This is a genomic window from Devosia faecipullorum (genome assembly GCF_015158295.1).
GTDB classification, from domain to species: Bacteria; Pseudomonadota; Alphaproteobacteria; order Rhizobiales; family Devosiaceae; genus Devosia; species Devosia faecipullorum.
Genome location: NZ_JACDXV010000001.1, coordinates 679,065 through 705,708 on the forward strand (window position 1 = coordinate 679,065; position 26,644 = coordinate 705,708).

19 protein-coding genes are annotated in these 26,644 nt (G+C 62.7%); 5 read left to right on the plus strand and 14 right to left on the minus strand.

Annotated elements, in window-relative coordinates; all coding sequences use genetic code 11:
* Positions 1-14 precede the first annotated feature (14 nt).
* The gene (gene flgK, locus H0482_RS03390) at positions 15-1,853 is read right to left on the minus strand and encodes a flagellar hook-associated protein FlgK (RefSeq protein ID WP_193728591.1); all 1,839 of its coding nucleotides are present in this window, start codon (positions 1,851-1,853) and stop codon (positions 15-17) included.
* A gap of 66 nt (positions 1,854-1,919) precedes the next feature.
* Positions 1,920-4,667 carry a flagellar hook-basal body complex protein gene (locus tag H0482_RS03395; RefSeq protein ID WP_193728592.1) on the minus strand — a complete coding sequence of 916 codons (2,748 nt, stop codon included), beginning with the start codon at positions 4,665-4,667 and terminating at the stop codon, positions 1,920-1,922.
* A gap of 238 nt (positions 4,668-4,905) precedes the next feature.
* On the opposite strand from H0482_RS03395, the gene H0482_RS03400 reads away from it, so the two are divergent.
* The 4 genes from H0482_RS03400 to H0482_RS03415 all read left to right on the plus strand — a co-directional run bounded on the left by H0482_RS03400 (position 4,906) and on the right by H0482_RS03415 (position 9,393).
* Positions 4,906-5,772, plus strand: a complete 867-nt coding sequence (locus H0482_RS03400; RefSeq protein WP_193728593.1) for an ATPase — start codon at positions 4,906-4,908, stop codon at positions 5,770-5,772.
* A 67-nt stretch (positions 5,773-5,839) separates the two neighbouring features.
* Positions 5,840-6,751: a homoserine O-succinyltransferase gene (locus H0482_RS03405; protein WP_193728594.1), complete on the plus strand. Its 912-nt coding sequence runs from the start codon at positions 5,840-5,842 to the stop codon at positions 6,749-6,751.
* Positions 6,752-6,928: 177 nt separating this feature from the next.
* Entirely contained in the window at positions 6,929-8,380 is a 1,452-nt protein-coding gene (locus tag H0482_RS03410; RefSeq protein ID WP_193728595.1) for a YcjX family GTP-binding protein, read from the plus strand.
* Positions 8,377-9,393 (plus strand): YcjF family protein, encoded by a 1,017-nt coding sequence (locus H0482_RS03415; RefSeq protein WP_193728596.1) that lies wholly within the window; start codon positions 8,377-8,379, stop codon positions 9,391-9,393. The genes H0482_RS03410 and H0482_RS03415 overlap by 4 nt, the downstream gene beginning before the upstream one ends.
* A 98-nt stretch (positions 9,394-9,491) precedes the next feature.
* On the opposite strand, the gene H0482_RS03420 is transcribed toward H0482_RS03415, so the two are convergent.
* The 11 genes from H0482_RS03420 to H0482_RS03465 all read right to left on the minus strand — a co-directional run bounded on the left by H0482_RS03420 (position 9,492) and on the right by H0482_RS03465 (position 19,679).
* Positions 9,492-9,812, minus strand: a complete 321-nt coding sequence (locus H0482_RS03420) for a 2Fe-2S iron-sulfur cluster-binding protein (protein ID WP_193728597.1) — start codon at positions 9,810-9,812, stop codon at positions 9,492-9,494.
* Positions 9,813-10,002: 190 nt separating this feature from the next.
* Positions 10,003-11,028, minus strand: coding sequence for an NAD(P)/FAD-dependent oxidoreductase (locus H0482_RS03425; protein ID WP_193728598.1), 1,026 nt, complete (start codon positions 11,026-11,028; stop codon positions 10,003-10,005).
* Positions 11,029-11,177: 149 nt separating this feature from the next.
* Entirely contained in the window at positions 11,178-12,452 is a 1,275-nt protein-coding gene (locus H0482_RS03430) for a phosphoadenylyl-sulfate reductase (protein WP_193728599.1), read from the minus strand.
* 95 nt (positions 12,453-12,547) lie between these two features.
* Positions 12,548-14,206, minus strand: a complete 1,659-nt coding sequence (locus tag H0482_RS03435) for a nitrite/sulfite reductase (protein ID WP_193728600.1) — start codon at positions 14,204-14,206, stop codon at positions 12,548-12,550.
* Entirely contained in the window at positions 14,193-14,516 is a 324-nt protein-coding gene (locus tag H0482_RS03440) for a DUF2849 domain-containing protein (RefSeq protein WP_193728601.1), read from the minus strand. Before H0482_RS03440 ends, H0482_RS03435 begins: the two co-directional genes overlap by 14 nt.
* Before the next feature lie 4 nt (positions 14,517-14,520).
* The gene (gene cysG, locus H0482_RS03445) at positions 14,521-15,882 is read right to left on the minus strand and encodes a siroheme synthase CysG (RefSeq protein WP_193728602.1); all 1,362 of its coding nucleotides are present in this window, start codon (positions 15,880-15,882) and stop codon (positions 14,521-14,523) included.
* Between the two features lie 175 nt (positions 15,883-16,057).
* On the minus strand, positions 16,058-16,378 hold the full coding sequence (locus tag H0482_RS03450; protein ID WP_193728603.1) for a 2Fe-2S iron-sulfur cluster-binding protein: 321 nt from the start codon (positions 16,376-16,378) through the stop codon (positions 16,058-16,060).
* A 23-nt stretch (positions 16,379-16,401) separates the two neighbouring features.
* A complete protein-coding gene (locus tag H0482_RS03455) occupies positions 16,402-17,253 on the minus strand; it encodes a class I SAM-dependent methyltransferase (RefSeq protein ID WP_210319059.1) in 852 nt (283 codons plus the stop codon).
* On the minus strand, positions 17,175-17,570 hold the full coding sequence (locus tag H0482_RS16435) for a hypothetical protein (RefSeq protein WP_210319060.1): 396 nt from the start codon (positions 17,568-17,570) through the stop codon (positions 17,175-17,177). Before H0482_RS16435 ends, H0482_RS03455 begins: the two co-directional genes overlap by 79 nt.
* Complete coding sequence (locus H0482_RS03460) at positions 17,567-19,168, minus strand: peptide chain release factor 3 (RefSeq protein WP_193728604.1); 1,602 nt, start codon at positions 19,166-19,168, stop codon at positions 17,567-17,569. The genes H0482_RS16435 and H0482_RS03460 overlap by 4 nt, the downstream gene beginning before the upstream one ends.
* A gap of 118 nt (positions 19,169-19,286) precedes the next feature.
* Positions 19,287-19,679, minus strand: coding sequence for an Hpt domain-containing protein (locus H0482_RS03465; protein ID WP_193728605.1), 393 nt, complete (start codon positions 19,677-19,679; stop codon positions 19,287-19,289).
* A 366-nt stretch (positions 19,680-20,045) separates the two neighbouring features.
* Between H0482_RS03465 and H0482_RS03470 the strand changes: the two genes are divergently transcribed.
* Positions 20,046-25,175, plus strand: coding sequence for an apolipoprotein A-IV repeat region-like domain-containing protein (locus H0482_RS03470; RefSeq protein WP_193728606.1), 5,130 nt, complete (start codon positions 20,046-20,048; stop codon positions 25,173-25,175).
* Between the two features lie 287 nt (positions 25,176-25,462).
* Here H0482_RS03470 and H0482_RS03475 read toward each other — a convergent pair whose 3' ends face one another.
* Entirely contained in the window at positions 25,463-26,641 is a 1,179-nt protein-coding gene (locus tag H0482_RS03475) for an MFS transporter (protein ID WP_193728607.1), read from the minus strand.
* Positions 26,642-26,644: the final 3 nt, after the last annotated feature.

Consider the following 26,644-nt stretch of genomic DNA (forward strand, 5'->3'; position numbering starts at 1 on the left):
TGTATTTTACTCCCTCAAGTCGAGGCGAACAGGGTGTCGAGCAGTTCCTTGACCACCGATACCACGCGGGCATTGGCGGCGTAGGAGGACTGCAACTGAATGAGGCGCGACATTTCCTCATCGACATTGACGCCATATTCGGCGTCCATCTGGGTGGTGATGGTGTCGAGCGTAAGCTGGCGATTATCGCGCGCGTCCACGGTCGTGCCGATGACCGAACCGTGATAGTTCAGCATCTGGTTGATTAGCTGCTCGACCGTGCCGTTGAGCTGGTGACGACCGGAATTGGCGGAAGGCGAACCGCCGGACACGAAACCCATCGTGTCGAGCTGGTTCAGGATAAAGTCGGGACGGGACGCATCGCCCAGCGACACTCCGACATCGAACTGCACCAGAAGGCGATTATCGGCCAGCAGCGCCGGATTGATGGCGATGCGGGACGCCAGCCCCATGATTTGCGGCGGCTTGCTGTCGGGATCGTCGGTAAAGGCGGCATTGCCTTGGTCCACGAACAGCGCCAGCCCGAGCTCCCCTGTCTGCGTGCCGGTGATATTGGAGCGCGTTGTCAGGCCGGTGACGTCGACGCGGCCATTGGTGCCATCGTCGAGCACCTGCAGAACCCCGGCCGTCGGGCTGGAAATCGACAGATTGCGCAGCTTGCCCTGCAATTCGGCGGCAGCCGCGGCGCTGTCGGAGAGGTCCACCGAGATCACGCGCTGGCCATTGGCATCCACGTAATCGTCGCCATTGGTGCTGTTGACGATGTGGACCCGCTGTTCGACACCGTCGCGGGTATAGTTCAGCACGATGTCATTGCCGGGCTTGAGCTGGCTGACATCGGCCGACAGTCCAGTAGCGCCGCCAGGGCCGCTGGCAGCGGTGCCCGGGGTCGCCCGGCTTGAGAATGCGATGGCGAGACCGGCGGCGATTTCGTCGAGCTGGTTCTGTGTTTCCACCAGAACCTTGTCGCGAAGCTGCACCAGCCCGGCCAGTTCCCCGCCCTGCAAAACGCCCTGCTGTACCAGATCGATGGTGAGGCCCGAGGGTGTCGTGAGCAGCAGGGTACCGACACGGCTTTCCTCGGAATTCATCGAGGTCTGCGTCGTGGGCGACAATGCGCCAGCGGTCTTGAACTGGAACGTGCTCACGCCATTATCGAGCAATCCCACGCCGGAGCGCGTCAACAGTGCCACCGTGCCGTCGGGGCGGTAATTGGCCTGAATGTCAATGACTTCCGCCACCGAGGCCACCAGACGATCGCGCTGGTCATAGAGCGCGGCGCGGGCTGTGTCGGTCATGCCCAGGTCGAGCATGCGCTGGTTCACCTCGTTGAGCGAGACGAGCATGGCGTTGACATTGGTGACGTTGCTGGAAATCTGCGTTTCAGTTTCCTGGCGCAAATTCTGCACCATGGACGACATTTCGTTAAGCCGCTGCGCCATGGCCTGCGCCTGGGCAACCGCGGTCGCGCGGGTGGAATAATCGTCCGGGCTGGTGGCCAGCGCCTGGAGGGAATTGCGAAACGAGCCGAACATGGTGTCGAGCGACCCGGCCGAGCCCGGCTTGCCCATGAACCCTTGCAGCTTGTTGAGATAATTGGCCATGACATCGGCCTGCGCCGTGTCGGACACCTGCCGGTTATAATAGGTCTGGAGGCTAAGACTGAAGGCGCGCTGCACCCCGGCCGAACGCGCATAGGTGGCGTTGATCGAGTTGTAGTCGATGATGTTGAGCGATTGCTTGTGATAGCCGGGCGTGCCCGAATTGGCGACGTTCCGGCTCAGGATGGTGATGGAATCCTGATTGACCCGCAAGCCGGAAACGGCGTTGGACAGCGACGAAAGCAGACCCATGAAACTCGCCCTCAACCTCTGGAGCGGCCCGGAACCCTTGTCCCGGGCCGATTACGCCTGTCCGGCCTAGCGGACCATGTTCAGGGCTTCCTGCAACATCTCGTCGGCCGTTGAGACGATGCGGGTGGCAGCCGAATAGGCCTGCTGGGTGATGATCAGTTTGGTGAACTCGTCCGAAATATCGGTATTGGAGGCTTCGAGCGCGCCCCCGATAATACCCGAGCCGGAGAGGTCGAAGATCGGCTCGCCCGATTCCGAGGTGGACTGATAGACGCCGCCATCGAGGCGCTTCAGCGAATTGACGCCATTGAATTGGGCGGTCACCACCTGCGCCATCTCGATGCGCTCGCCATTGGAATAGGTGGCCACGACCCGCCCGGCATCGGTAATCGCCACCGACAGGAATTCACCGGCGCCATATCCGTTCTGGTTCAGCGTCGAAACGGTCACCGTGCCATTCACGTCCGCAAACTGGGAAACGCCATTGGTGTCGTGGCGGAGCTCGACATTGCCGATATAGACGCCGTTGACCGACAGGTTGTTGATCATCGTCTGGGGAACGCCGGCCCCGATCAGCGAACCATTGCCACCGAATTCATAGCTCTGCCCGGTATTGGTCCAGGCAGGTGCGCCACCCACGGCCGTGCTGTCGGAGAGATAGAAAAGCTGCCACTTGTCGGTGCCGCCTGCAGCAGCGCTGTCCACCTTGGCCCAGCGCATCTGCACGTTCACCGGTGCGCCGTTGCTGGCATAGACGGTAATGGCGCCGCCGGAGATCGACTGCGACACGAACCTGTCGGAGTCCGCCGCCGAGACATAGTCGAGCTCGCCGGTTTCGGCCTGGAACGAACCGGCCACGCCCAGCGTATTGGCTGCCGTACCGCTGATTTCGACGTCATAGTGATAATTGTCGTCGAAGGAGATCCGCACCTGGCCAGCTTCGTAGGTCACCCTTGCATTGGCAGCGCCGGGCCCACCATTGGTCTGCAGATCGGCCTGAATGTCGGCGAGGACATCGGCCAGCGATTGGCCGGCATTGATCTCGACCAGACCGGCGCCCGTCGAATAGGAGCCGTCGGTGTCGAAGCGATAGGAACGCGTGATATTGCCCACGGTGACGACCAGGCTGTCGCCATTGCTCAGCATCAGGTCGGCCGGCAGGTTTTCCGGTGTGATGGCGCCATTGGCAATCGAGTTGTGCGGGCCTGCCCCCAGACCCAGCAGATCGCCCGTCAACACGCCGTTGCGCGTCGTGATGAAGGAAACTGGCTGGGTATTGGTCGTGCCGGCAGAAATCTCCACCGCACCATTGCGCAGCATGGCCGTGACGGTGCTGTCGCCGGTCAGGGTGCGCAGCTCGTTCTGGATGGCCGACATCATGGAATTAATGTTGCCCAGCGCCGAAATGGCGGTTTCGCCTGCACTAGCCATTGTGTCTGCTGCACGCGCACCGGGCGGGTAGGTGATGCTGAGTTCGCCCGTGCCGGCATTGTAATTGGCGATCGAGCCGGGGAAAGCAGTCTGGATTGCGCTCACCAGGCCGGCGCCATCGGGGTTAAGCGGCGCAGCAAAGGGAATTGTTGTCTGCGTCGGATTGCCGATCTGGAATCCCCCAGCCGCGTGAATTGCGGCGAGGTCATTGGAACCGATCTGCAAAACCGTCGTTGCCGAACCCGTGACGAATCCCGGAAAGGCCGCATCGAAAGACACGCCTCCCGCGCCGGCAGCCGAGGCGGCGGGCGTCCAGGCAGTCGTGGAATAGGTGATGTCGAGATTGCCGGTGACCGGATTATAGACCGCCGAAGTACCGGCGGGCAAAGTATCCTCGACGGCCTGAATCAGGCCCGCCGCATCCGCCGAATAGCTGCCGTAGAACGGAATAGGCATACCACCCACATTGAGATCGCCTACGCCATGCAGCGCCGCGAGATTGGCACTGGGGATATTGATGCGCATCGTGCTCGTAGCCGATCCGGCGGTCGCGCCGCCAATGCCTACCGCCGGATTGGCGACGCCATTGGTATCGAACCGCAGGTTATAGGTCGCGCCGCCAATGGTGACGGTCAGCATGTCGGCATCGTTGACCACGCTATTGGCCAGCGCCGTGCCCACCAGATTGGCGCCGGTAGCGCGCGCCGGAACAGTCATCGTATTATTGGGCGGAATTGCCTTGCCCGTCGTCGTATGCGGATAATAGGGCGCGCCAGCCACCGAACCATAAGACCACGGCCTCAGCAATTCGCTGTTCGGAGTGGTCGCATTATAGCTTGCCGTCTTGGGCAATTGCGGCAAGTTGGCCTGGTAATTGATCGTCCGGGTGACGTTTGCAGGCAGGAAGGCGTTGGACAGCTTGATGACCTCAGGCACCGAGCCGGAAATATTGCCCGTGCCAGCATCGATCGGCAGGCCCTTGAGATAATAGCCGGCGCCATTGACCAACAGACCATCCTTGTCGATCTCGAAATCGCCACGGCGGGTGAAGAAGTTCGAGCCGGCAAAAACCGAATTACCGTCCGACTGACCGACCTTAGGCTCGACCACAAAGAAGCCGCCCGAATTGAGCGCGATATAGGTCTCGTTGGCACTGGTCTGGATGTCGCCCTGGAGATTGTTGGTGGCGCGGGACTGCGCCAGAACGGCTCCCGGAACCTGCGACTTGAGCGGGGCGTCGGGAATGAGGTCGACAAAGCTCGTTTCCATGCGCTTGTAGCCCACGGTCTGCGAGTTGGCGATATTGCCCGAAATATTCTCCAATGCATGCGCCTGCGCCCGCAGGCCGGTCACCGCACTGGAAAGAGCCCCATAGATACCCATCTGTCACTCCATAAACCCGGTCGCGCCCAATGACGCATTCGCCAAATACCAATGCAAAGCCCGTACCAACTTTCTTACGCATTGATTTTGTTGATATTTTTGTGGGTTGACCGACCAAATATGGCCGCAAGGCGGCAGAAGAGTCCGGGCGGGCGGGCAGATTTTGCCGCCTGCTTGTGAAACCCCTGCCATTCGCGTAAATCGGCTACTGACCCGAACCCGCACCGATCAGGCCACAATGCTGTTTTCCAGCGTCGATGAATTTGTCAAAGCGCCTAGCCGCGCCATCACCGTGTTCGGCATGGCCGGCGTCGGCAAGACGCGCCTGTCAAACATGCTGCGCGAGAACCATTGGTTCCACTATTCCGCCGATTATCGGATCGGTACGCGCTATATGGGCGAATTCATCGTCGATAATTTCAAGCGCGAAGCGATGAAAGTGCCGTTCCTGGCGCAACTTCTGCGCACGGATTCGATCTATATCTCGTCCAATATCACCTTCGACAATCTCGATCCGCTCTCGACCTATCTCGGCACGCCCGGCGATCCCAATCGCGGCGGCCTGCCCCTGGCCGAATATCAGCGCCGGCAGGAACAGCACCGTATCGCCGAAATCGCCGCCTTGGGCGACGTGCCCTATTTCATCGAGCGGGCCAAGGCGCTTTATGGTTACGACAATTTCATCGCCGATACCGGCGGTTCGCTGATCGAGGTTATCGATCCGACCAATCCCGATGATCCCGTGATCAAGACCCTCACGGAACACACCGCCCTCATCTATATTCGCGGCACCGAGGAGAATGCGGCCGATCTGGTCAGGCGCTTCAGGAAATCGCCCAAGCCGATGTATTATCGCCCCGAATTCCTCATCGAGAAATGGGCCGAATACAAGCTGATCCAGGGCATACACGGTGACGACGACGTCGATCCCGCTGGCTTCGGCGCCTGGGGCTTCGAGGCCCTGCTGCATGACCGCCTGCCGCGCTATCAGGCGCTGGCCGACAATTTCGGCTATGTGGTGGAAGCCTCCGACCTCGCCATTGTCCGCGACGGCGACGAATTCGTCGATCTCGTCGCGGCAGCGATCGAAAAGCGAATGCGCTAGCGCGCCCCTGCTCAGGGTCGCGCACAGCTTGAATCGCCTTCTCATCGCACCCAGCTAAGAGGCTGCCATGCCTATTCGAATTCCCGACAACCTGCCCGCCAGAAAAACCCTCGAAGCCGAGGGCGTCTATGTGATGGATTCCAGCCGCGCCGCGCGGCAGGACATTCGCCCGCTTGAATTCGGCCTGCTCAACCTGATGCCGAACAAGGAACGCACCGAGACCCAGTTCACCCGGCTGATCGGCGCGACCCCGCTGCAGATCAATCTCAGCCTCGTGCGCATCACCGAGCACCAGTCCAAGCACACGTCCGAAGAATATCTCAACAGCTTCTACCAGACCTGGGAAGAGGTGAAGGAGCGCAAGTTCGACGGCTTCATCATCACCGGCGCGCCCATCGCCAATATTCCCTTCGAGGAAGTGCGCTACTGGCCCGAAATGCTCGAAATCATGGAATGGACGCGCACCAATGTGCACCATACTATGTTCATCTGCTGGGGCGCGCAGGCGGCCCTCCATCATTTCCACGGCACTCGTCGCTATCGCATGGACAAGAAGGCGTTCGGCGTCTTCCGGCACCGGATCGTCAAACCCGGCTCGCCCTGGCTGCGAGGACTTTCGGACAATCCGATGATACCCGTCTCGCGCTATAACGACATCGATCGCACCTCGCTGAGCGGCGATCTCGACGTGTTGGTCGACAATGACGAGCTGGGCCTCTGCATGCTGGAGCGCAGCGACGGGCGCGCGGTCTATTTCCTCAACCATCTGGAATATGACAACCGCTCGCTGGCCGACGAATATGAGCGCGACATCGCCGCCGGTCTCGACACTCCGCCACCGGCCAATCTCTTCCCCGAAGACGACACCAGCCGCGAGCCGGAAAACCGCTGGCGCAGCCACGCTCACCTGTTGTTCCAGAACTGGATCAACGAGATCTACCAGACCACGCCCTACCGGCTGGACGAGATCGGACAATAAGCCACCGACGATCCGGCTTTCGTCACCACCGGGCTTGTCCCGGTGGTCCATGCCGCCGGACTGGGTTGCCGGAACAAGTCCGGCAATGGCGACTAGCTTCAGGCATCGCTTCTGCCCCCGCCTCTTTCCAAACCGCCCGGCGCTCCCTACCTTGCTAGGAAATCTAGGGAAGCCACCTTGCCGCAGCCGCCGACCAATATCACCGACGAACTGGGCATTGCCCTGTCCAATCTGGCCGATAGCGCAACCGGTGTTTTCACGCCCACGCTGCGCCTCGGCGTCACCGGGCTCAGCCGCGCCGGCAAGACCATCTTCATCACCGCTCTGGTCCACAATCTGCTGACCCAGGGCCGCCTGCCGGGCTTCGCGCCGCTGGCCGAAGGCCGCTTCATCGGCGCCAGACTGGCCGAATATCCCGACGCCACCATTCCCCGCTTCGCCTATGAACAGCATATGGCGGCCCTTTCGGCCGGCACTCCGACCTGGCCCGAAAGCACGCGACGGATTTCCCAATTGCGGCTGGTGCTGAAATTCCAGTCGGCCAAGTGGTGGGCGGGCATGACCGGCCCCGCCATTCTCAATCTCGACATCGTCGATTATCCCGGCGAATGGCTGCTCGATCTGCCTTTGCTCGGCCTCTCCTTCGCCGAGTGGAGCGTCGAGGCGCTGGAGCGGGCCCGCCAGCCCGGCCATGAAGACGAAGCCGGAGAATTCCTGCGCGAGCTGGACAGCACCGACATCGCTAAGCCGGCCAATGATCCCGATGCCGAACGGCTGGCCGCCGCCTTCACCACCTATCTGCGCCGCTCGCGCGAGCATGGCGCGCTCTCCACGCTGCCGCCGGGCCGGTTCCTGCTGCCGGGCGACCTCGAAGGCTCGCCCGCCCTCACCTTCGCGCCCCTGCCGCGCCCGCAAGCGGCACAGCGCCATTCCAGCCTCTATGCCATGCTGGAAAACCGCTACGAAGCCTACAAGGCCCAGGTCGTCCGCCCCTTTTTCCGTGACCATTTCGCCCGGCTGGACCGACAGGTAGTGCTGGTCGATACGCTGCGCGCCCTCAATACCGGCCCCGCCGCCGTCAACGACCTCGAAACCGCTCTCACCGCAGTTCTGGCCTATTTCCGTCAGGGCGAGGCCAATCCGCTGCTGCGGCCCTTTTCCCGCCGCATCGACCGCATTCTCTTTGCCGCCACCAAGGCCGACCATGTGCATCACACCAGTCATGACCGGCTGGAAGCCATCCTCAACCGGCTCGTGGCCAGCGCCAGCAAGCGCGCCCGCTTCGCCGGGGCCGAAACACGCTCCATCGCCATGGCCGGCATCCGCGCCACCAGCGAGGGCACGATCCGCGAAAACGGCGAAACCCTGCCCACATTGATCGGCACGCCGCTCGAAGGCGAGGTGCTGGACGGCACACGCTATGACGGCAGGACCGAAATTGCGTTATTTCCCGGTGACTTACCCGAACGGCCGGATTCATTGTTCGAAGGCGGTAATCCGGTAGCGCTCAATTTTCTCCGTTTCGCGCCGCCGCAACATCTGGAGCGCAACGCGGCTGGCGATCCGGTCCTGCCCCATATCCGACTCGACCGAGCCTTGGACTATCTCATCGGAGACTGGTTGGCATGAAGCGTCCTGTTGCCCACACGATCACCCGTTCGGGGGACGAAGCCGAGCCGGGCCGAGTCCCCCGCGCCTTCACGCCCGATCGCGCCGAAATCGTCGAGATCGCCTTCGAGCCTGAGCCCGATCCGCAATTGGTGGCGCCCCCGCCGCCGCGCATGGGCTGGATCGGCAAGCTGGCCTGGACCAGTGGCAGCATTCTGGTCTCCGCCGGGCTCGGCCTCGCCGCCGACCGGCTGATCCGCGACCTTTTCGCCAGCAATCCCTATCTGGGCTATATCGGCCTCGGCGTTCTCGGAGCGTTCATCGTCGCCATCGCCGTCCTGGTGCTGCGCGAAATGCTCGCCTTGCGCCGCCTGCGCGTGCTCGACGCGCTCAAGGCCGAGGCCGCCCGCGCCAGCGCCGACAATGACCGCAAGCGCGCCGACGCAGTGCTTGGCCAGCTCGATGGCGTCTATTCCCATCGCGCCGACCTGGCCCGCGCCCGCGAGACGGTCAACCAGCATCTGCCCGACCTGTTCGATGGCACCGAGGTCATCGCGCTGGCGGAGCGCACATTGATGGCCCCGCTCGACGCCCGCGCCAAGGCGCTGACCGCCGCCTCCGCCCGGCGCGTTGCCCTGGTGACGGCGATTTCGCCCCGCGCGCTGATCGACATCGCCTTCGTCATCTATGAAAGCATCCGCCTCGCCGGTTCCATCGCGGCGCTCTACGGCGCGCGACCGGGCTTTTTCGGCTTCTGGCGGCTGGCCGGGTCGGTGCTGGCGCATTTGGCCGTCACCGGCGGGCTGGTGCTCACCGATGGCGTGGTGGAACAACTTGTAGGCCAGGGCCTCGCCGCAAAGCTGTCGGCGCGGCTGGGCGAGGGCGTGGTCAACGGGCTGATGACCGTCCGTGTCGGCATCGCCGCCATGCGCGTGGTCCGCCCCCTGCCCTTCGAAACCCTGCCCCAACCCATGGTGCGCGATTACATTCCCGAACTGGTGAAGGTCACGCAGGACGCTGGAAAAAGCGCGTAGAGAGGCTTGCGGAGTGCCGGCTCCTGCGCCCCTCACTCCTCAGGGAAAGGGATTGGGTGAGGGGTGAAGGCACACGGCGTCCGCCGCAAGTGCGATGGTCAATCCTTGGCCGCGCTCGGCGCCAGGGTCAGTTTCAATCCGTCCAGCGCGTCCGAACAGAGGATCTGACAGGAAAGGCGCGAGTTCGACTTCACGTCGCCCACGCTGTCCAGCATGTCCTCTTCGTCCTCGCTCGGCGCGCCGACAATGTCCAGCCAATCGCCGTCCACATAGCAATGACAGGTGGCACAACTCAGCGCGCCGCCGCATTCGGCTTTGATATTGAGGCCCCAGTCCCGAATGACCTCCATCACGCGCCAGCCCTCGAGCCCTTCAAGCTCATGGGTTTCGCCATTCTGGTCGGTAACGATGATCTTCATGCAGCGCTCCTCAACAGCGCAGTGGGGATAACGTCAAGTTGCCAGAACAACAAGACTATCATTGATCGTCACCACCCGGCTTGCCCGGGTGATCCATGCCTCAGCAAGATGGATGGTACGGACAAGTTTATCCTCGGGCGCGAAGCAACCCGTGGGCCGGGCAATGACGGCGTAAGGAGCGTGTTGCGCCTTACACCACGCCCAGCTTCTTCTGCAATTTGGTGGAACTGGTCGTGTACTGGAACACCACCCGCTCACCCGGCGAGACAATGGCCTTGGCCGCCTGCGCCATCAGCGCTGCCTCGTGGAAGCCGGAAAGGATCAGCTTCAGCTTGCCCGGATAATAATTGATGTCGCCAATGGCGAAAATGCCGGGCACCGAGGTCTCAAACTTCTCCGTATCGACGACGATCGTATTGTCATTGAGCTCCAGCCCCCAATCGGCCACCGGACCGAGCTTCATCGTCAGGCCGAAAAACGGCAGCAGGCGCGTCGCCGGAATGGAGAGGTCACCGGCATCGGTGCTTAGATGCACATGGTTGAGCTGGCCGTCCTCGCCCTCGAGCCGGGCAATCTGGCCCAGCTGGAAATTGACCTTGCCCTCGGCCACCAGCTCTTTCATCTTGTTGACCGAAGCTGGCGCTGCCTTGAAGGCATCGCGGCGATGCACCAGCGTCAGCGTGCGCACGATGGGTTCGAGGCTGAGCGTCCAGTCCAGCGCCGAGTCGCCACCACCGACGATGACGACGTCCTGATCGCGAAAATCCTCCATCTTGCGGACGGAATAGAACACCGACTTGTTCTCAAAATGCTCGATACCCGCCACCGGCGGACGCTTGGGCTGGAACGAGCCGCCGCCGGCGGCGATCACCACGACCTTGGCGTGGAAGATTTCATCGGCGTCGGTGGCGAGGCGGAACGTGCCATCTTCCTGCTTCTCGATGGAATTGACCATGCGCGAAAAATGGAATTCAGGCGCGAAGGGCGCGATCTGAGCCATCAGATTATCGGTCAGTTGCTGGCCGGTGATCACCGGAAAGCCGGGAATGTCGTAGATTGGCTTTTCGGGGTACAGCTCGGCGCATTGCCCGCCGGGACGATCGAGGATGTCGATGAAGTGACATTTGATGTCGAGCAGCCCGAGCTCAAAGGCAGCGAACAGCCCGACAGGGCCTGCGCCAATGACGACGACATCGGTTTTGATCTCAGTGCTCATTTTCAAAGTCCGTTCGTAACCGGAACCGCCCTGGCTCCGGCATTGTTCCCATCGGGGCACCCCGCCCCGTTTTTCTGGATGGGAACCGCCGCTGTCACCAGCGGCCCCGGCTATGCGCCCTCAAAGGCGACGAGTATGCTCCACTTATCTCACGATACGCGGCGAAGGAAGGGGCGAGTGCCCAGAGGCACTTCGCTGACGCCCACCGGCTGATAGAAGATCGCCACCCTGGGCAGACGATCCTCGATCAGCGCCTGGCGGCTTGGCTCATGTGTCACCACCAGCGCATTGATGCCGCAACGTTGCATATGCGGAATCTGATCCTGCAAGACATCGCCTACGGCCCTGATTTCACCGGCATATTTGTAGCGCTCCACCAGCAGCCGCGCCGTCGAATAGCCGCGACCATCGGTAAAGGTCGGAAACGTGATGGCAATGGAAGCAAATCGCGACAGGTCATCCGCCGCGTCCTCGATCTTGTCTCCCGGCGACACCAACAGGCCGAGCGGGTGCGGATTGGCCATGAACGCGACCCGGTCGGCGAGAAAAACAGCAAGCGGAACATGTACATAGCGCGCCTGCGACGGATCGATGCCTTCTTCCCAATCCTTGAACGGATCAGCGATGAACGCATCGTCTTTCCAGAGATTGTGGCGGTTTGCGGCTTTCATCGGATTGGCGATTGCCCCGCTGAAATCGTAATGGATGCCGCATTCCTTCTTGTTGAGGCCCCGCCAGCGGCCGGCGCGCGGGTCTTCGCCCTCGGCCACGATCGAGGTGCAGGGCGCGCAACCAATGGACTTGTAGCCCTTGGCATAGAGCGGATGCTCCGGCAGGTCATGTCTGCGGCGATATGCGATGACATCTTCATCGGTGAAATAGGCCAGCGGATTGACTTTGATACGGTCATCGCTGGTCAATTCGAAATGCGGCAACACGCCGCGCTCGCGGGTCTGGTAGCGCTTCCGCCCCGTCACCCAGCCGCCATATTGCTCGGTGATCGGCTCCAGCGGCTCGGTCTTGCGGATATGGCAGCAGGAATCGGGGTCGGTCTGCCACAACTCTCCATTGGGATCGAAACGCTGCACATCGTTGGGGGCGGGATGGACGGCGCGCACATCCTTGAGCCCGAACTGCTTTTTCAGCAATTCCACATAGGCCAGCGTCTCGGGAAAATGCTTGCCGGTTTCGAGGAAGTAGACCGGCATGGACGGGTCCACCTGCGCCACCATATGCAGCAGCACCGCGGAATCCGCCCCGAACGATGAGACGATGGCCAGATCTCCCGGCAAGACATCGCTCACCGCATAACGCAGCACCCCGACCGCATCCATTTCGTCGAACATGCCATTGAGCGCCACAACGCCAAGGGCACGGAGTTTCTCCTGGGCGACAGGCCGCGCGGCGCGTTCAGACTGGGTCATGAAATTCTCCTGTTTCGCAACGACGCAGCTCCTGCGCCCCCTCGCCCGGCGCCTCCGCATCGACCTCTCCCATCAGCAGAGAGGTAAAGACCCGATCAGGCATTACCATAAAGCGCCTCCTTGAACGGGGCCTCGCCCAGCCGGCGGTAGGCCGCGAGAAAGCTCTCGTCCTCGCCCTGCCGCTGGGCAATATAGACATCGACCAGTTTCTCGATGGCACCGGGCACATCCTCGCCCCCAAATCCCGGCCCGATGATCTTGCCGACCACAGCGCTTTCTGTCGCGTCACCGCCCAGCGTGATCTGGTACAATTCGCCCCCCTTCTTCTCGACGCCCAGAATGCCGATATGGCCAACATGATGGTGCCCACAGGCATTGATGCAGCCGGAAATCTTGATCTTGAGTTCGCCGATCTGCTGCTGGCGCGCCGGCTCAGCAAAGGTTCTGGAAATTTCCTGCGCGATGGGGATCGAGCGCGCATTGGCCAGCGCGCAGAAATCGAGGCCGGGGCAGCAGATCATGTCGGTGATCTGATTATTATTCCCCTCCGCCAGGCCACTAGCCTCCAACGCCTCATAAACCGCCCGCAGGTCGGACACGGCGACATGGGGCAGGACCAGGTTCTGCTCATGCGTCACGCGCAATTCGTCATGGGAATAGCGCTCGGCCAGATCGGCCACCACGTCCATCTGGCGGTCCGTGGCGTCGCCCGGCGCGCCCCCGACCGGCTTCAGCGAAATGGTCACCGAGGCATAACCCGCCTGTCTGTGGGGATGAAGGTTGTTGTCCAGCCAGCGTCCATAGGCGGGGTCGATGATCGATTGATAGGCAACATCGACCCGATCGCCGGACCGGTCGACGAATGCCGGTGGCGCGAAATAGGTATTGATGCGCTCCACTTCCTCCTGGGGCAATGTCAGTACGCCGCCGCGTATCTCGGCGAATTCCGCCTCGACCTGCCCCTTGATGCTTTCCAGCCCTTCCTCATGCACGAGGATCTTGATGCGCGCCTTGAACTTGTTGTCGCGCCTTCCATAGCGGTTATAGACCCGCAGGATGCTTTCCAGATAGGCGAGTAGATGCTCGTTGGGCACGAAGGCATTGATCAGCTTGGCGATCATCGGCGTCCGGCCGAGACCGCCGCCAACCCAGACCTCCCAGCCGATTTCGCCCGCCCCGTTTGCCGCCGCCTGCAATCCGATGTCGTGAAAGCGGATCGCGGCGCGATCATTGGGCGAGCCGGTAATGGCGATCTTGAACTTTCGCGGCAGATAGGAAAATTCGGCATGCAGGCTCGACCATTGCCGCAGGATTTCCGCCACCGGACGCGGATCGATGATCTCGTCGGCGGCGGCCCCGGCAAACTGGTCGGTGGTGACGTTGCGAATGCAATTGCCCGAGGTCTGGATCGAGTGCATTTCGACGCTCGCCAGTTCCTCCAGAATGGCCGGGACATCTTTGAGCCTGGGCCAGTTGAACTGGATATTCTGCCGAGTGGTGAAATGGCCATAACCGCGATCATAGGTGCGCGCGATATGGGCCAGCTTGCGCATCTGGCGGCTCGACAAGGTGCCATAGGGCACCGCGATGCGCAGCATATAGGCGTGCAATTGCAGATAGAGCCCGTTCATCAGCCGCAGGGGCCGGAACTGGTCTTCGGAAAGCTCGCCGGAAAGACGGCGCTTCACCTGATCTGAAAACTGCGCCGTGCGACCCGCTACGAAAGCGGCGTCGAATTCGTCATATCGATACATGCCCGTCGTCACCTAAGTGCTGGCGTTCATACGCCCGCCCATTGAGAGAGAGGGGAGCGGTGGGGCCCGCCGCCCTGATGCGTTCGCGCAGGCGCCGGGGCACGATCTCTGAGCCCTCCTGCGAGATTTCCTCGATATCGAGACTGATGATCCGGCCACTCGCCCGGCTCGCCCCCAAAGCGGCGTCGCGCTCGGCGGCCTCGTCCGTGGAGAACAGCCGCGCCGCCTGCAGATCGGTGCTCCAGTTTCCGGAGCGGTCGAGATAGACGGTCGCGCCCGAGATCAGTTCGTTGCCGGTGAGAATTTCCATGGGATCATGCTGCCTTGTATGTGTTCGCCGCTGCATTGGCCGCATTGCGCCAATCGCCATGCGCCACGGCGTGGCCTACCAGGATGACCGCCGGACCATCGGCGAAGTCCACCGCGCCGCCAGCCAAGTCCCCCAACGTGCCCGCATAGGATGTGCTGTCGGGGCGCCCGGCATTGACGACGATGCCCAAAGGCAGGTCGGGCGCCGCGCCATGCGCCAGCAGCCGCCCCGCCGTCTCGGCCGCAATGGCCTTGCCCATATAGAGCGCCAGTGTCAGGCCGGACCCGGCCAATGCGGCCCAATGCGACAATTCGGAATCCTCGGCGCCATGAGCCGTTGCCATCACGATGCCGCTCGACACAGTCCTCAGAGTGACCGGCGTGGCCGTATCAGCGGCGGCGGCAAGGGCGGCGCTGACGCCCGGTACGATTTCATAGGCCAGCCCCGCCTTGCGCAAGGCGGCGATCTCCTCGCCGGCGCGCCCGAACACCAGCGGATCGCCGGATTTGAGCCGCACCACTTTCTTGCCCTCGCCCGCCAGCCGCACCAGCAGCGCATTGATCTGCGCCTGCGAAAACGAATGATGCCCGCGCGCCTTGCCGACACAAATCTGCTCGGCGTCGCGGCGACCCATTTCGACCACCGAGGCGGGGACGAGTTGGTCATGCACGATTACATCGGCCTGCTGCAGCAAGCGCTGGGCGCGCAGGGTGAGCAGATCTTCCGAACCCGGCCCGGCCCCGATCAGCCAGACCACGCCCGATCCCGCGCCATTGGCCACATGCTGTGCCAGCAGCGCCTCGGCATCAGCCTCTGGCCGCGTCAGCAGATCCTCATAGAACCGCCGCCGCGCCGCGCCATCCTGAATCAGGCTCTCAACCCGCTGCCTTAACCCACCAGCGAGACGGGCGATTTTGCCGATCCCCGGCGCCAGCAGCGCCTCGATCTGCGCTCGCACCAGCCGCGCCAACACCGGCGCATCTCCCTCGGTCGAAATCGCCACGACCAGCGGCGCACGATCCACGATGGAAGGGGTATAGAAATCGCATTCGCCCGGCACATCAACGACGTTAAGCGGAATATTGAGCCGCCGCGCCTCGGTCTTGGCCAGTTCGGCATCGGCGCCCTCTTCGGCGACGAAGACCAGAGCCGCGCCGGCAATATCCGCCGCGCGCAATGGCCGCGCCTTGAGCCTTACCGGGAATGCGGAGAAATCGGCATCGATATGGCGGGCATAAATCTCTACAGAAGCAGTAGTCTTAGAAACCAGCCGCACCTTGTTGAGGGCTTCATCGCCGCCACCGACGATGATGATGCGTTTGCCCTTGACCTTGAAACTCAACGGAAATGTGTTGAGGGCGCCCATCTTGTTCCTGCTTGTAAGATGCCGGAAATTAATCCGAACCCCCACTTCGCAGCAAGATGTTGAAATCTAATAGCTTTTTTATTTCCCACCAACAGGCGGGATTGGAATGGGCTATGCGGCTTTCGCGGCGCGCCGCCAAATGAATCTTCACTTCGGCGGCGCGGCGAAATTTTCCTCAGCCCTGCCGGGTCGGCACGTGCACGACCAGCCCGTCCAGTTCCGGGCGCACCTTGATCTGGCAGCTGAGGCGGCTCGAATCCTTCACCTCGAAGGCAAAATCGAGCATGTCCTCTTCCATGGTCGAAGGGCCGCCGACGGTTTCGCGCCAATCTTCATCGACATAGACGTGGCAGGTGGCGCAGGTGCAGGCGCCGCCGCATTCCGCGACAATGCCGGGAATGGCGTTCATGATCGCCGTTTCCATGACGGTCGCGCCGTTCTCGCCTTCGGTTTCGATGCGCTCACCCTGCGGGGTGACATAGGTAATCTTGGTCATTGGGGCCTGCATTTCACACTGCTCTAGGGGGCGAGCAGAGTCTCCAGATAGTGCTTCTCGATCCCGAACATAGCCTTGACCGCCACGATCCGGTCAAGCGCCGCCTGCCGCGACCCAGCGCCGCCCTTCTGCGCCACGATCAAATTGTTCTTGGGCGTATGGGCGTCGGAAACGAACTCGAACACCTTGGTGCGATAGCCATTGGCTTCCAGCAATAGCGCCCGCAGCCCGTCCGTGACCATCTCCGCCTGCTTTTCCAGGAACGTGCCATGGCGCAGCAGGAAGTCGAGATTGGCGTCAGGCCTCCCCGCCTCCATCTGCCGCCGGATCTGCTTGTGGCAGCACGGCGCGACGGCAATCAGCCCGGCCCCGGCTTGGATGCCTTGATAGATCGCATCGTCCGTGGCCGTGTCGCAGGCATGGAGCGCGATCACCGCATCAGCGCCGCGCGCATCAAAATCGAGAATGGTGCCGGGCTCGAAACGCAACCCGGAAAAACCGGAGGCGCGGGCATGTTCATTGCCATCCGCCACCAATTGCGGGCGCATTTCAACGCCAATGATCTCGCATGCCTGCCCAAGGCCCGAGAGGTAATCGTAGAGCGCGAAATCGAGATAGCCCTTGCCCGCACCCATATCGAGAATGCGTGGATTCTTTGCATCAAGCGCCTGAATCAGCGGCGCAAATATTTCCACCATCCTGTTGATCTGGCGGAACTTATCCTGCGCGTCATTGCGCACTACGCCGTCCTTGCCGGTAATTCCCAGGGCATGCAGCCATGGCTTGCCGACCTGGCCTAGCGGCCGGTTTTTGGTCCGGTCGTGCCCGACGGAAACCGCCTCGCGCCCCGCAATCTCGGTGCGCTTGAGGCGCAATTTATCGCCTCCCGCTCGAATTGCAGGTCGAAGCCGGTGGTTTCCAGCCGCGCGCTGCGCCATTCGGCCAAGAGGCCCTGCCGCAGAAACGCCGATGCTTCGCCCAGCGTCAGGTTCTTGGTGATGTCCCGCGTCTTGTAGCGGAACACCAGGCTCAGCCGCTCGCCGGCCTTGAGCGAAACCTTGCGTGCCTCGGCCGATTTGAGCGCGACCTCCGCCCCATGATAGCCGCCCAGCTTGAGCCGGATCAGCGATCCGTCGCCAAAGGCTTCCGCTAGCGCTTCGGCAAATTCGCCTATGCGATCGGGCGCGTTCAATGCCGTTCCTTGGTGGTGAGAAAGCGGATTTTCGGCCAGTCCTGCTTGGCTCGGTCCGCCCACCAGCTGTTCTGTGCCAGAAACACCGGCGCATCGTTGCGGTCTTCCGCCATGTTCATTTTCTGGGCGGTGATGAAGCGTTTCAATTCGTCCGCATCGTCGCTTTCCACCCAGCGCGCTACTTCATAGCCCATGCTTTCAAAGCTGATCGGCACGCCATATTCCTTGGCGACACGGGCCGACAGCACTTCGAGCTGAAGCTGGCCCACCACGCCCACGATCCAGTCCGCCCCCACCATGCGGCGGAACACCTGCGTCACGCCTTCTTCGGACAAATCGGTCAGCGCCTTGGCCATCTGCTTGGATTTCATGTGGTCCGTCAGCCGCACGCGGCGGATGATTTCCGGGGCGAAATTGGGAATGCCGGTCACATTGATATTGGCGCCCTCGGTCAGCGTGTCGCCCACCGACAACGTACCGTGATTGGGAATGCCGACAATGTCGCCGGCCACGGCTTCCTCGGCCAATTCGCGATTATTGCCGAAGAAGAACATCGGGTTGGAGACCGCCATGTCCTTGCCGGACCGGACATTTTTCAGCCGCATGCCGCGCTCGAACTTGCCCGAGCACAGCCGCACGAAGGCGATGCGGTCGCGGTGATTGGCGTCCATGTTCGCCTGCACCTTGAACACGAAGCCGGTGACCTTCTTCTCGTTCGGCGCGATAGGTGCCGGCAGCGCCGGCTGCGGGCGCGGCTCCGGCCCCCAATCACCGAGTGTACGCAACAATTCGGCCACCGAAACGCCCTTGAGCGCCGAGCCGAACAGCACCGGGCTCAGATGCCCCGCATGGAAGGTTGGAAGATCGAATTCCGGCAGCATGGCCTGCGCCATTTCCAGCGTTTCCAGCGCCGTCATGAACACCGGATTGTCGACCAGTTCCTCGACCTCGAGCAGGTCTTCGAGCGCCTCGAATTCGGCGATAATCTTGCCCTGCGGGTTGAGCACCCGCTTTTCCACCAGGTCGATATAGCCGCCGAAATCCACGCCCTGCCCGATCGGCCACAATACCGGGGTCAGGTCCAGCGCCAGCTTGCCCTGGATTTCGTCGATCAGTTCCAGCGGCGCATGGCCTTCGCGGTCGATCTTGTTGATGAAGGTGATGATCGGAATATCGCGCAACCGGCAGACTTCGAACAGCTTGAGCGTCTGGGCCTCGATGCCCTTGGCCGCGTCGATCACCATGATGGCGGCGTCCACCGCCGTCAGCGTCCGATAGGTATCCTCGGAAAAGTCCGAGTGGCCCGGCGTGTCCAGCAGGTTGAGCGTCAGCCCGTCATAATCGAAGGTCATCACCGAGGAGGTAATGGAAATACCGCGCTGTTGCTCCATTTCCATCCAGTCCGAGCGCGTCGAACGCACGCCGGATTTACCCCGGACCAGTCCGGCCGACTGGATCGCGCCGGCCGCGGCCAGCAGCCGTTCGGTCAGCGTGGTTTTGCCCGCGTCAGGGTGCGAAATGATCGCAAAGGTGCGCCGCAGGCGGAAAGGTTCGGAAACGGGCCGGGCATTAGCCTCGGCGGCAGTGGATAAGGACATGAGCTCTGCTGGATGCTGGCTCGCGCTTGCGGCGCGGCGCGTCAAATTTGCTGCTCATATAGATTCTGGCGGCGGGAGGGTCAAATGCGCCCTTCCCTATCTCCGCCATCAGGACCGCTCAGGGCCCCTCCTTGTCCGCCAGCATGCGGGCGATGAAATCGCGCGTTTCTTCCACCACCATGGCCAGATCTTCGATCCGCTCATGCCGCAGCGGACGACCATCGCGCAATTCCGTTTCCAGCGCCGCCGCCAGCTCGGACACGCCCCAGGCGCCGACCCCGGCTGCCGCGCCCTTGATGGCGTGGAGATTGATGGCCAGATCGTCAAAGCTGCTCGCCAGCGTCAGCCGCTGAAAATAGGTCGCGAGCGTGGTATCGAACAGGCGCAGGATTTCCAGTTCGAGATTTTCATCGCCCAGGCATTGCCGCGCGAGGTGGACCAGGTCCACCGGCCGCATCGGTCGACCCTGTGCGGAGAGTTCCGTCGTTTCGACGAAAGCACGCTGCGCCATTCCGGCACCTCCTGAACGCGACGGATACGCGCGCCTGACAGCCAGGCCAATTCCATCACCATCCACACTAGGATTGCCGGGTGAACAGGTGATTAAGCCACATCTTCGCCTTGGTTTGCCGTTTCATTCCTTAACGTTTCCCACTCGAAAATTAACCTTTGAGTAAGAAAACGTTCGGTTTGCATAAAATTGAATGTATGTATGGACTTTGAACCAGCGCGCGGCGGCGAGGGTTGGGGGGACGATGCGGGGCATTTGCATCGAATTGTTCCAAAATGGCTTTGGCCCCTGAAAGGGCTATTGCGTCATGACAATTCCCGAAGTCCGCCTTGTCGCTGATATGCCGACGCGAGAGTTGTAAAGAGTATGGCGAAGAACCCGACCCCACAGAACGATCCCGCCGCCCTGGCCTTTTCGGCCGTAGAGGACGCTCTCAAGGAATCCGTGTTCAGCCTCGACGCTGCCGCCCAGTCCGCCCCGGAGCGCAAGCCCGCCGAACCCTCGCGCTCGGAGCGCCTGCGCGCCGCCGACAAGATCGCCCAGCAGGCCGGTGCCGTCGCCAATGACGACCGCATCTCCGCCTCCAAGCTGCTCTATGGCCTGCAAACCCGTTCCTCCTCGACGCCGACATGGCTGGCCCTGCTGCTCTCCATCGTCTGGATCGTCGCCACCGGCCTCGTCGCCGGGCTGCGTCTGGGCCCGCAAATGGCCGATTTCGGCACCTTCGCCGGCTCCATCGAATTCGTCGCCCTCTTGGCGATCATGATCCTGCCGGTGCTGGGCTTCTTCGCCGTGGCGACGCTGTTCCGCCGCGCGGCCGATCTGCGCAATGCCGCCTCCTCGATCACCCAGGCCGCCATCCGCCTCGCCGAGCCGGAAGTCACCGCTGCCGACAAGGTCGCCTCGGTAGGTCAGGCTGTGCGCCGCGAGGTCAATGCTTTGGGCGACGGCCTTGAGCGCGCCCTGTCCCGCGCCGGCGAACTCGAAGTGATGATCCACAATGAGGTCACCGCGCTCGAACGCACCTATTCGGACAATGAATCGCGCATGCGCGCATTGATCGCCGAACTGGCCAGCCAGCGCGAAAGCGTTCTCACCAATACCGAGCGGGTCCGCGAGGCCATCACCGAGAGCCATACCGGCCTGGTCTTCGACCTCGACATGATCAGCCAGCGCATTGCCGGCACCATCGTGGAAAGCGGCGGCAACCTGACCCGTGCGCTGGAAACAGCGGGCAATACCCTCAATTCCGGTTTCAACGAACGTGCCGACAGCTTTGTCGGCCTCGTGGAAAACCGCACTACGGATTTCCTCGGCGTGCTTGATCAGCGCTCCGACCGTCTGGCACTGGGTTTTGAGGAACAGAGCGCCGCCATGGAGCGCGCGCTGGACGCCCGCGCCGCCCAGCTCAATTCCGGCATCGAGGAGCGGATCGCCATTCTGGGCGACGCGCTTGACGCTCATGCCGGCAGCATTGCCGCTTCCATCGAGAGCCGCACCCGCCAGATCGCCGACCGCACCGATGCGGTTACGGCCAGCTTTGAAGATCGTTCGCGCACCATTGCCGGGCTGATTGAATCGCGCACCGGCGATCTCGCATCGGCGCTGGACGAGCGCACCCTGACGCTTGCCAACCTGCTCACCGATGGCGGCGCTTCGCTGCTCGATCAATTGCACAATCGTGGCGATCAGGTCAGTGCCGCGCTGGCCGACATCGGCGGCCGCGTCGCCGGCGACATTTCCAGCCGCGCCACCGAAGCCGAATTGCTGCTGGCGACCATGACCCGCCAGCTCGATGAATCCGTGTCCATCCAGCTCAACGCCCTCGACAGCCGCCTGCAATCGGCGATCATCGAGATCAATGGTGCTCTGGACGACACTTCCGAGCGCGCGCGCCTCACCCTTTCCACTGCCGGTCAGGAATCGCTGGGCCTGTTCGATACCCGCCTCACCGAGATTACCGGCCTTCTGGACGAGAAGCTGCACGCCCTCGACAATGTCATCGGTGACAAGGGCGAGCACCTGATTTCCCGTCTCGATGAACAGGGCACCAGCTTTGCCGCGCGCGCCAATGTCCTGGAAATGGCGCTCAACGAAGAATCCGGCCGTTTCAACGACATCGTCAGCGAACGCACCCGCGAACTCTCCGAAGTTCTGGGCGCCAAGACCAAGTCCATCGCCGAAACCGTGGACCATCGCACCCGCGAAATCGCCGATACGCTCGATAGCCATGCCGGCCTGATCGCGGAAACCTTCGACAGCCGCGCCGGCCGCATCGACGAAATTCTGGCCAGCCGCGCCAGCGAAGTCACCGAGGCCATCAGCAGCCGGACCAGCGAACTCGACCAGACGCTCGCCGCCCGGTCGAGCGAGATCGCCAGCGCCATCGGCGCCCGCTCCGAGCAGATGCAGCAGACCCTTGGCTCGACCGCCAGCGAGATCGCTGACACCATTGCCTCGCGTTCCGAAGAGCTTCAGCAGGCCCTTGCCGCCCGGTCCACCGAGATGAACGAAGCGATCCGCACGCGGTCGCAGGAGCTCGGCCAGACCCTCGGCGCCGGCACGCAGGCCTTTGATCAGGCCATTGCCGGCCGCACCCAGCGGCTCGCCGATACCCTCTCCGAACAGACCAATGCGCTGTCGCTGGAGATCGAAACCCGCACCAATGACCTGTCCGGGCAGATCGACGAGCGCGCCATCACCCTGGTGAACCGCCTGGACGAGCGCACCCGCGCCCTTTCCGACACGCTCTCGACCCACACCACCTCCATCGGCGAGACCATCGGCCTTCATACCAGCGAACTGGCCGAAACGCTTGACCAGCACGGTGCCAGCGCCCGCGACAGCATCGACGCCTCCCTGCGTCAGGTCACCAGCACCATGGAATCGCGCCTCACCGAAATGTCGAGCCTGGTCTCGTCCAAGGTGGCGGAGGTCAATTCCAGCCTTGGCGATGGCCTGGACAACGCCATTATCCGCATCTCCGACGCCGAAAAGGGCGTTGCCGCCAGCATCGAACATGCCAGCCAGAGCGTCGGCGAAAGCGCCCGTCAGGCCGCCGCGCTCATTGAAAGCGGTGTCACCTCGGCCCGCAACGCCATTGCCGAAATGGTCGATCAGCGTCTGGGCACCCTGCCCGAGGCCATCACCGCGCGCGCCGACATCACCGCCGAGCGGCTGTCCGCGCTCAATGCCTCCATCAGCACCTCGATCACTCAGTCCATGGCCGATCTCGAAGCCGGTGCCGACCGGATCGAGGAGACCATCGCCACCCGCATCACCGCCGCCACTCAGGCGATCACCCAGAATGTGGAGAGCACCGCCAATCGCATGGACGTGTCCGTGCGCGACGCGCTCGACCAGATCCGTCTGGCTGCTGCCAATATCGACCAGATCGTTTCCATCAAGGCCGTGGGCGCGGTGGACGCTATTGAGGGCCGCCTGACCGACATCAACCGCAATGTCGAGGAGAAGACCAGCCATTTCGCCGATCTGGTGACCCAGCGCTCGGCCGAGCTGGAACATGCCCTGGCCAGCCACGGCAACCTGCTGCGCGACGCCTTGGCGGAAAATTCCCGCGAGGCCGAGCAGATCATGTCGGTCTCGACCACCCGCATTCTCAGCGACGTCACCAACGCGCTCAACAAGCTCAACGATTCCAACCTGCTGCTGCAGCGCGTCCTCGATGCTTCGACGGCGAACCTGGCCAGCCTCGAATCCAGCGTTGCCCAGCAGACCGCCAATTATTCCAGCACCATGCGCGAAGCCATGGGCCAGACCGAACAGGCCGGCACCATGGTCACCCAGCATGTGGGCGCGCTGCAGAACACCATTCGCGGCATGGTCGAGCAATTCTCGACCATTCTGGGCAAGCTCGATGCCGAGGCCGTCGGTCTCACCCACGCCTCCCAGGCGCTGGAATCCAGCAGCAGCACCGCATTGGAAAACCTCGAAGACCGCCGCGGCGCCATGGATGCGCTGGCGCAGAGCTTTGCCTCCCGCGCCGACGACATCGATGGACGGATGCGTCTCTTCGCCCAGACCATTGCCGATACCGTCAACGACACCGAACGCCGCCTGATTTCGGCGCGCCGGGCCATGGACGATGCCTTGCAGGCCACGTCGCATTCGGTCCACGAAGTGCTCGAAGGCACGACCAACGCCATTACCAGCGCATTGGAAAGCAATTCGAGCGCCGTTACCGGTGCCCTGGAGAGCAATTCCAACGCCGTCAGCAATGCGCTCTATGCCACCAATGAGCGCTTCTCCGGCCAGCTCAACGCCAATGTGGCGCAGATGGACAATGCGGTTCGCCGCGCTGCCGATGCCGCAGCCTTGGCGCTTGAAGACAATGCCTCCAAGGTCAGCGACGTGCTGACTTCCACGGCAAGCACCGTCACCGACGTGCTCACCTCCACCACCAGCACCCTGGCCGACACCATTTCGGACTCCACCAGTTCGGTGCGCAACGCCATTGCCTCCAATACCGGCCAATTGCGCCGCGCGCTCGACGAGACCAGCGGCGAAGTCACCGGCAAGCTGGGCGAGTTCCATTCGGTTGCCGATGGCGAAAGCCGCCGCGCCAGCGCCGCCCTGCAGGACGCTCATCAGCGCATGGTCTCTGAAGTCCAGCGCGCCATCGAGGACGCCACCCAGCGCTTCGCCGACACGGCGCGGGCCATGCGTGAAACCGCCCGCGAAGTGGGCGGCGAACTCGAAGCCACCCGCGCCGAACTGGCGCGCGGCGTCAACGAACTGCCCGAGGAGACCCGCGCCAGCGCCGCCGCCATGCGCCGGGTCGTGGCCGAGCAGATCGAGGCATTGAGCGAGTTGAACGCCATCGTGCGCTCCCAGCCGGCCAGCCATGACCTGACCGACCGGCGAGCGCCGCAGCGGGCTCCCCGCCAGCCCGAACCGCCGGCCTTTCAGAAGCCGCGTCAGCCGGAGCCGCGCGAATCCTATCGCGCCGAGCCCGCCCCTGCCCGCGCGCCGCTGGCGGATCCGATCCGCTCCAATGTGATGGAACAGCCGGCGCCGATCCCCGCGCCTGCTCCTGCCCAGCCTGCACCTGTCCAGCCTGCACCGCAGCAGGCCGAAGGCGGCTGGCTGCGCGACGTGCTGCGCAACGCCTCGGCCAATCAGGCCGGCGCCGCCGCGCCGCAGGGCCTGTCCGGCCTCAGCGAGGAAATCGTGCGCTCCATCGATGACGGTGCGCTGGCCGAAGCCTGGTCCCGCTATCAGGCCGGCGAGTCCAACGTCTTCACGCGGCGCATCTATACCCTGACCGGTCAGGGCACCTATGACGAAGTCCGCAAGCGCGTTCAGCGCGACGCCGACTTCGCCCGTACCGCCCAGGCCTATATGAGCGAGTTCGAGCAGCTCCTGAAGCGCGCCGCAGCCGGCCCCAACCCGGCCGCCGAAACCCGCGATTACCTGCTCTCGGATCGTGGCAAGGTCTACACCACCCTCGCCCATGCCAGCGGCCGGTTGAACTGACCGACAGCCAAAACACAAAAGCCCCGGATCGCTCCGGGGCTTTTTTTTTGTGGGCCAGCTAAAGCAACGGACCTAAAAGTGTACTTGCGGTTTTCGCATAGTCAGATGCGCAAACAGGGGATCAGAGCGGCAATTCTCGTTCGATAGAACGCATGCCTTTCTGATGAAAGGCGCGCCGCCGAACCCAGCGCCGGCCCCGCCGATCCCCTCCCCTCCATCGTCATTGCCCGGCTCGTCCGGGCAATCCATCCACGAGGAGCATCGGCCATGCGGACGGCAACAAAGCCCTAGACTGGCTTCGGAGCCTGCAACCGTATCGACAGCCAGATGCACAGCGCGCCGATCAGTGCGAAGGCCGACGCCACGAAATAGGCCTCTGCGCCCATGGATGGGATCAACAGCCCGAACCCGGTCACCGCGATAATCGACAGCAATTGCTGCCCCACCACGAACAGGCTCTGCGTTTCGGCGGCGATGCTTTCATCGGTCCAGTTGGCGATGAAATGTACGCAGCCGAGAAAGCCGAGTGCGAAGGTGATGCCATGGGTCATTTGCAGCAGCACCAGGACCGGAACGCCCGGTTCGAACCCCATGATACCCCAGCGGACCACCGCCGCCAGCGCCGAAATGACGATGAGATGACGGGCGCTGACCCTGCTGCCGAAGCGACGCCAGACGAACATCATCAGCGCCTCCGAGGCCGAGCCGAGTGCGATCAGCGGGCCGATGATCTGCTCGGACACACCCTGCTGCTTCCAGAGCAGCGCCCCAAAGGCATTGAGGACGAAATGGGTTCCGAACACCATGCAGAAGCCGAATAGCGGCAGGATGAACCACGGCTTGGCGACGGCGCGCAAGCCTCCTGCCGGTGACTGCACCGGCACCGCAGCGAGAACCTTTTGCTCATCGGGCGCGCGGAACAGCGGCAATTGCAGGGACACCAGCGCCCGCAGGATCACCAGTCCGACGAATAGCGGCACGAATACCGCCGAGCCGAACCAGACGACGAGAAATCCGGTAAAGCCGTTGAAGAACATATAGCCCAGCGTCCCGAAGGCGCGCATGAAGCCGTAGTCGCTGCCATTGCGCCGGGCCAGCCGCATCGCCGCCGCGTCGAGAACCGGTCCAACTGCGCCACCCGGCATCGAGGCCAGGGTCCAGAACAGCAATATCCCCCAGAACTCATTGACGAAAAACAGCCCGATAGGGACGATGCCGCCGATCAGCGCACCGATGACGATCACCTGCCGCCAATCCCGGGCCCGGTCGGCGAGCCGGCCGATCACCAGGTTCAGTGTCAGGATCGCAAAGATCGGCACGGCATTGATGAGGCCAATCTGTTCTGGTGAAATACCCTTCTCGCTCAGCCAGATGGGCAGGAACATCACCGCCGCCCCCGGCCCCATATAGAAGGTGAGGTAGAAGGCCGTGACCCGCGTTTCGGGCTTGGTGGAGAGCAGCGCCATGGA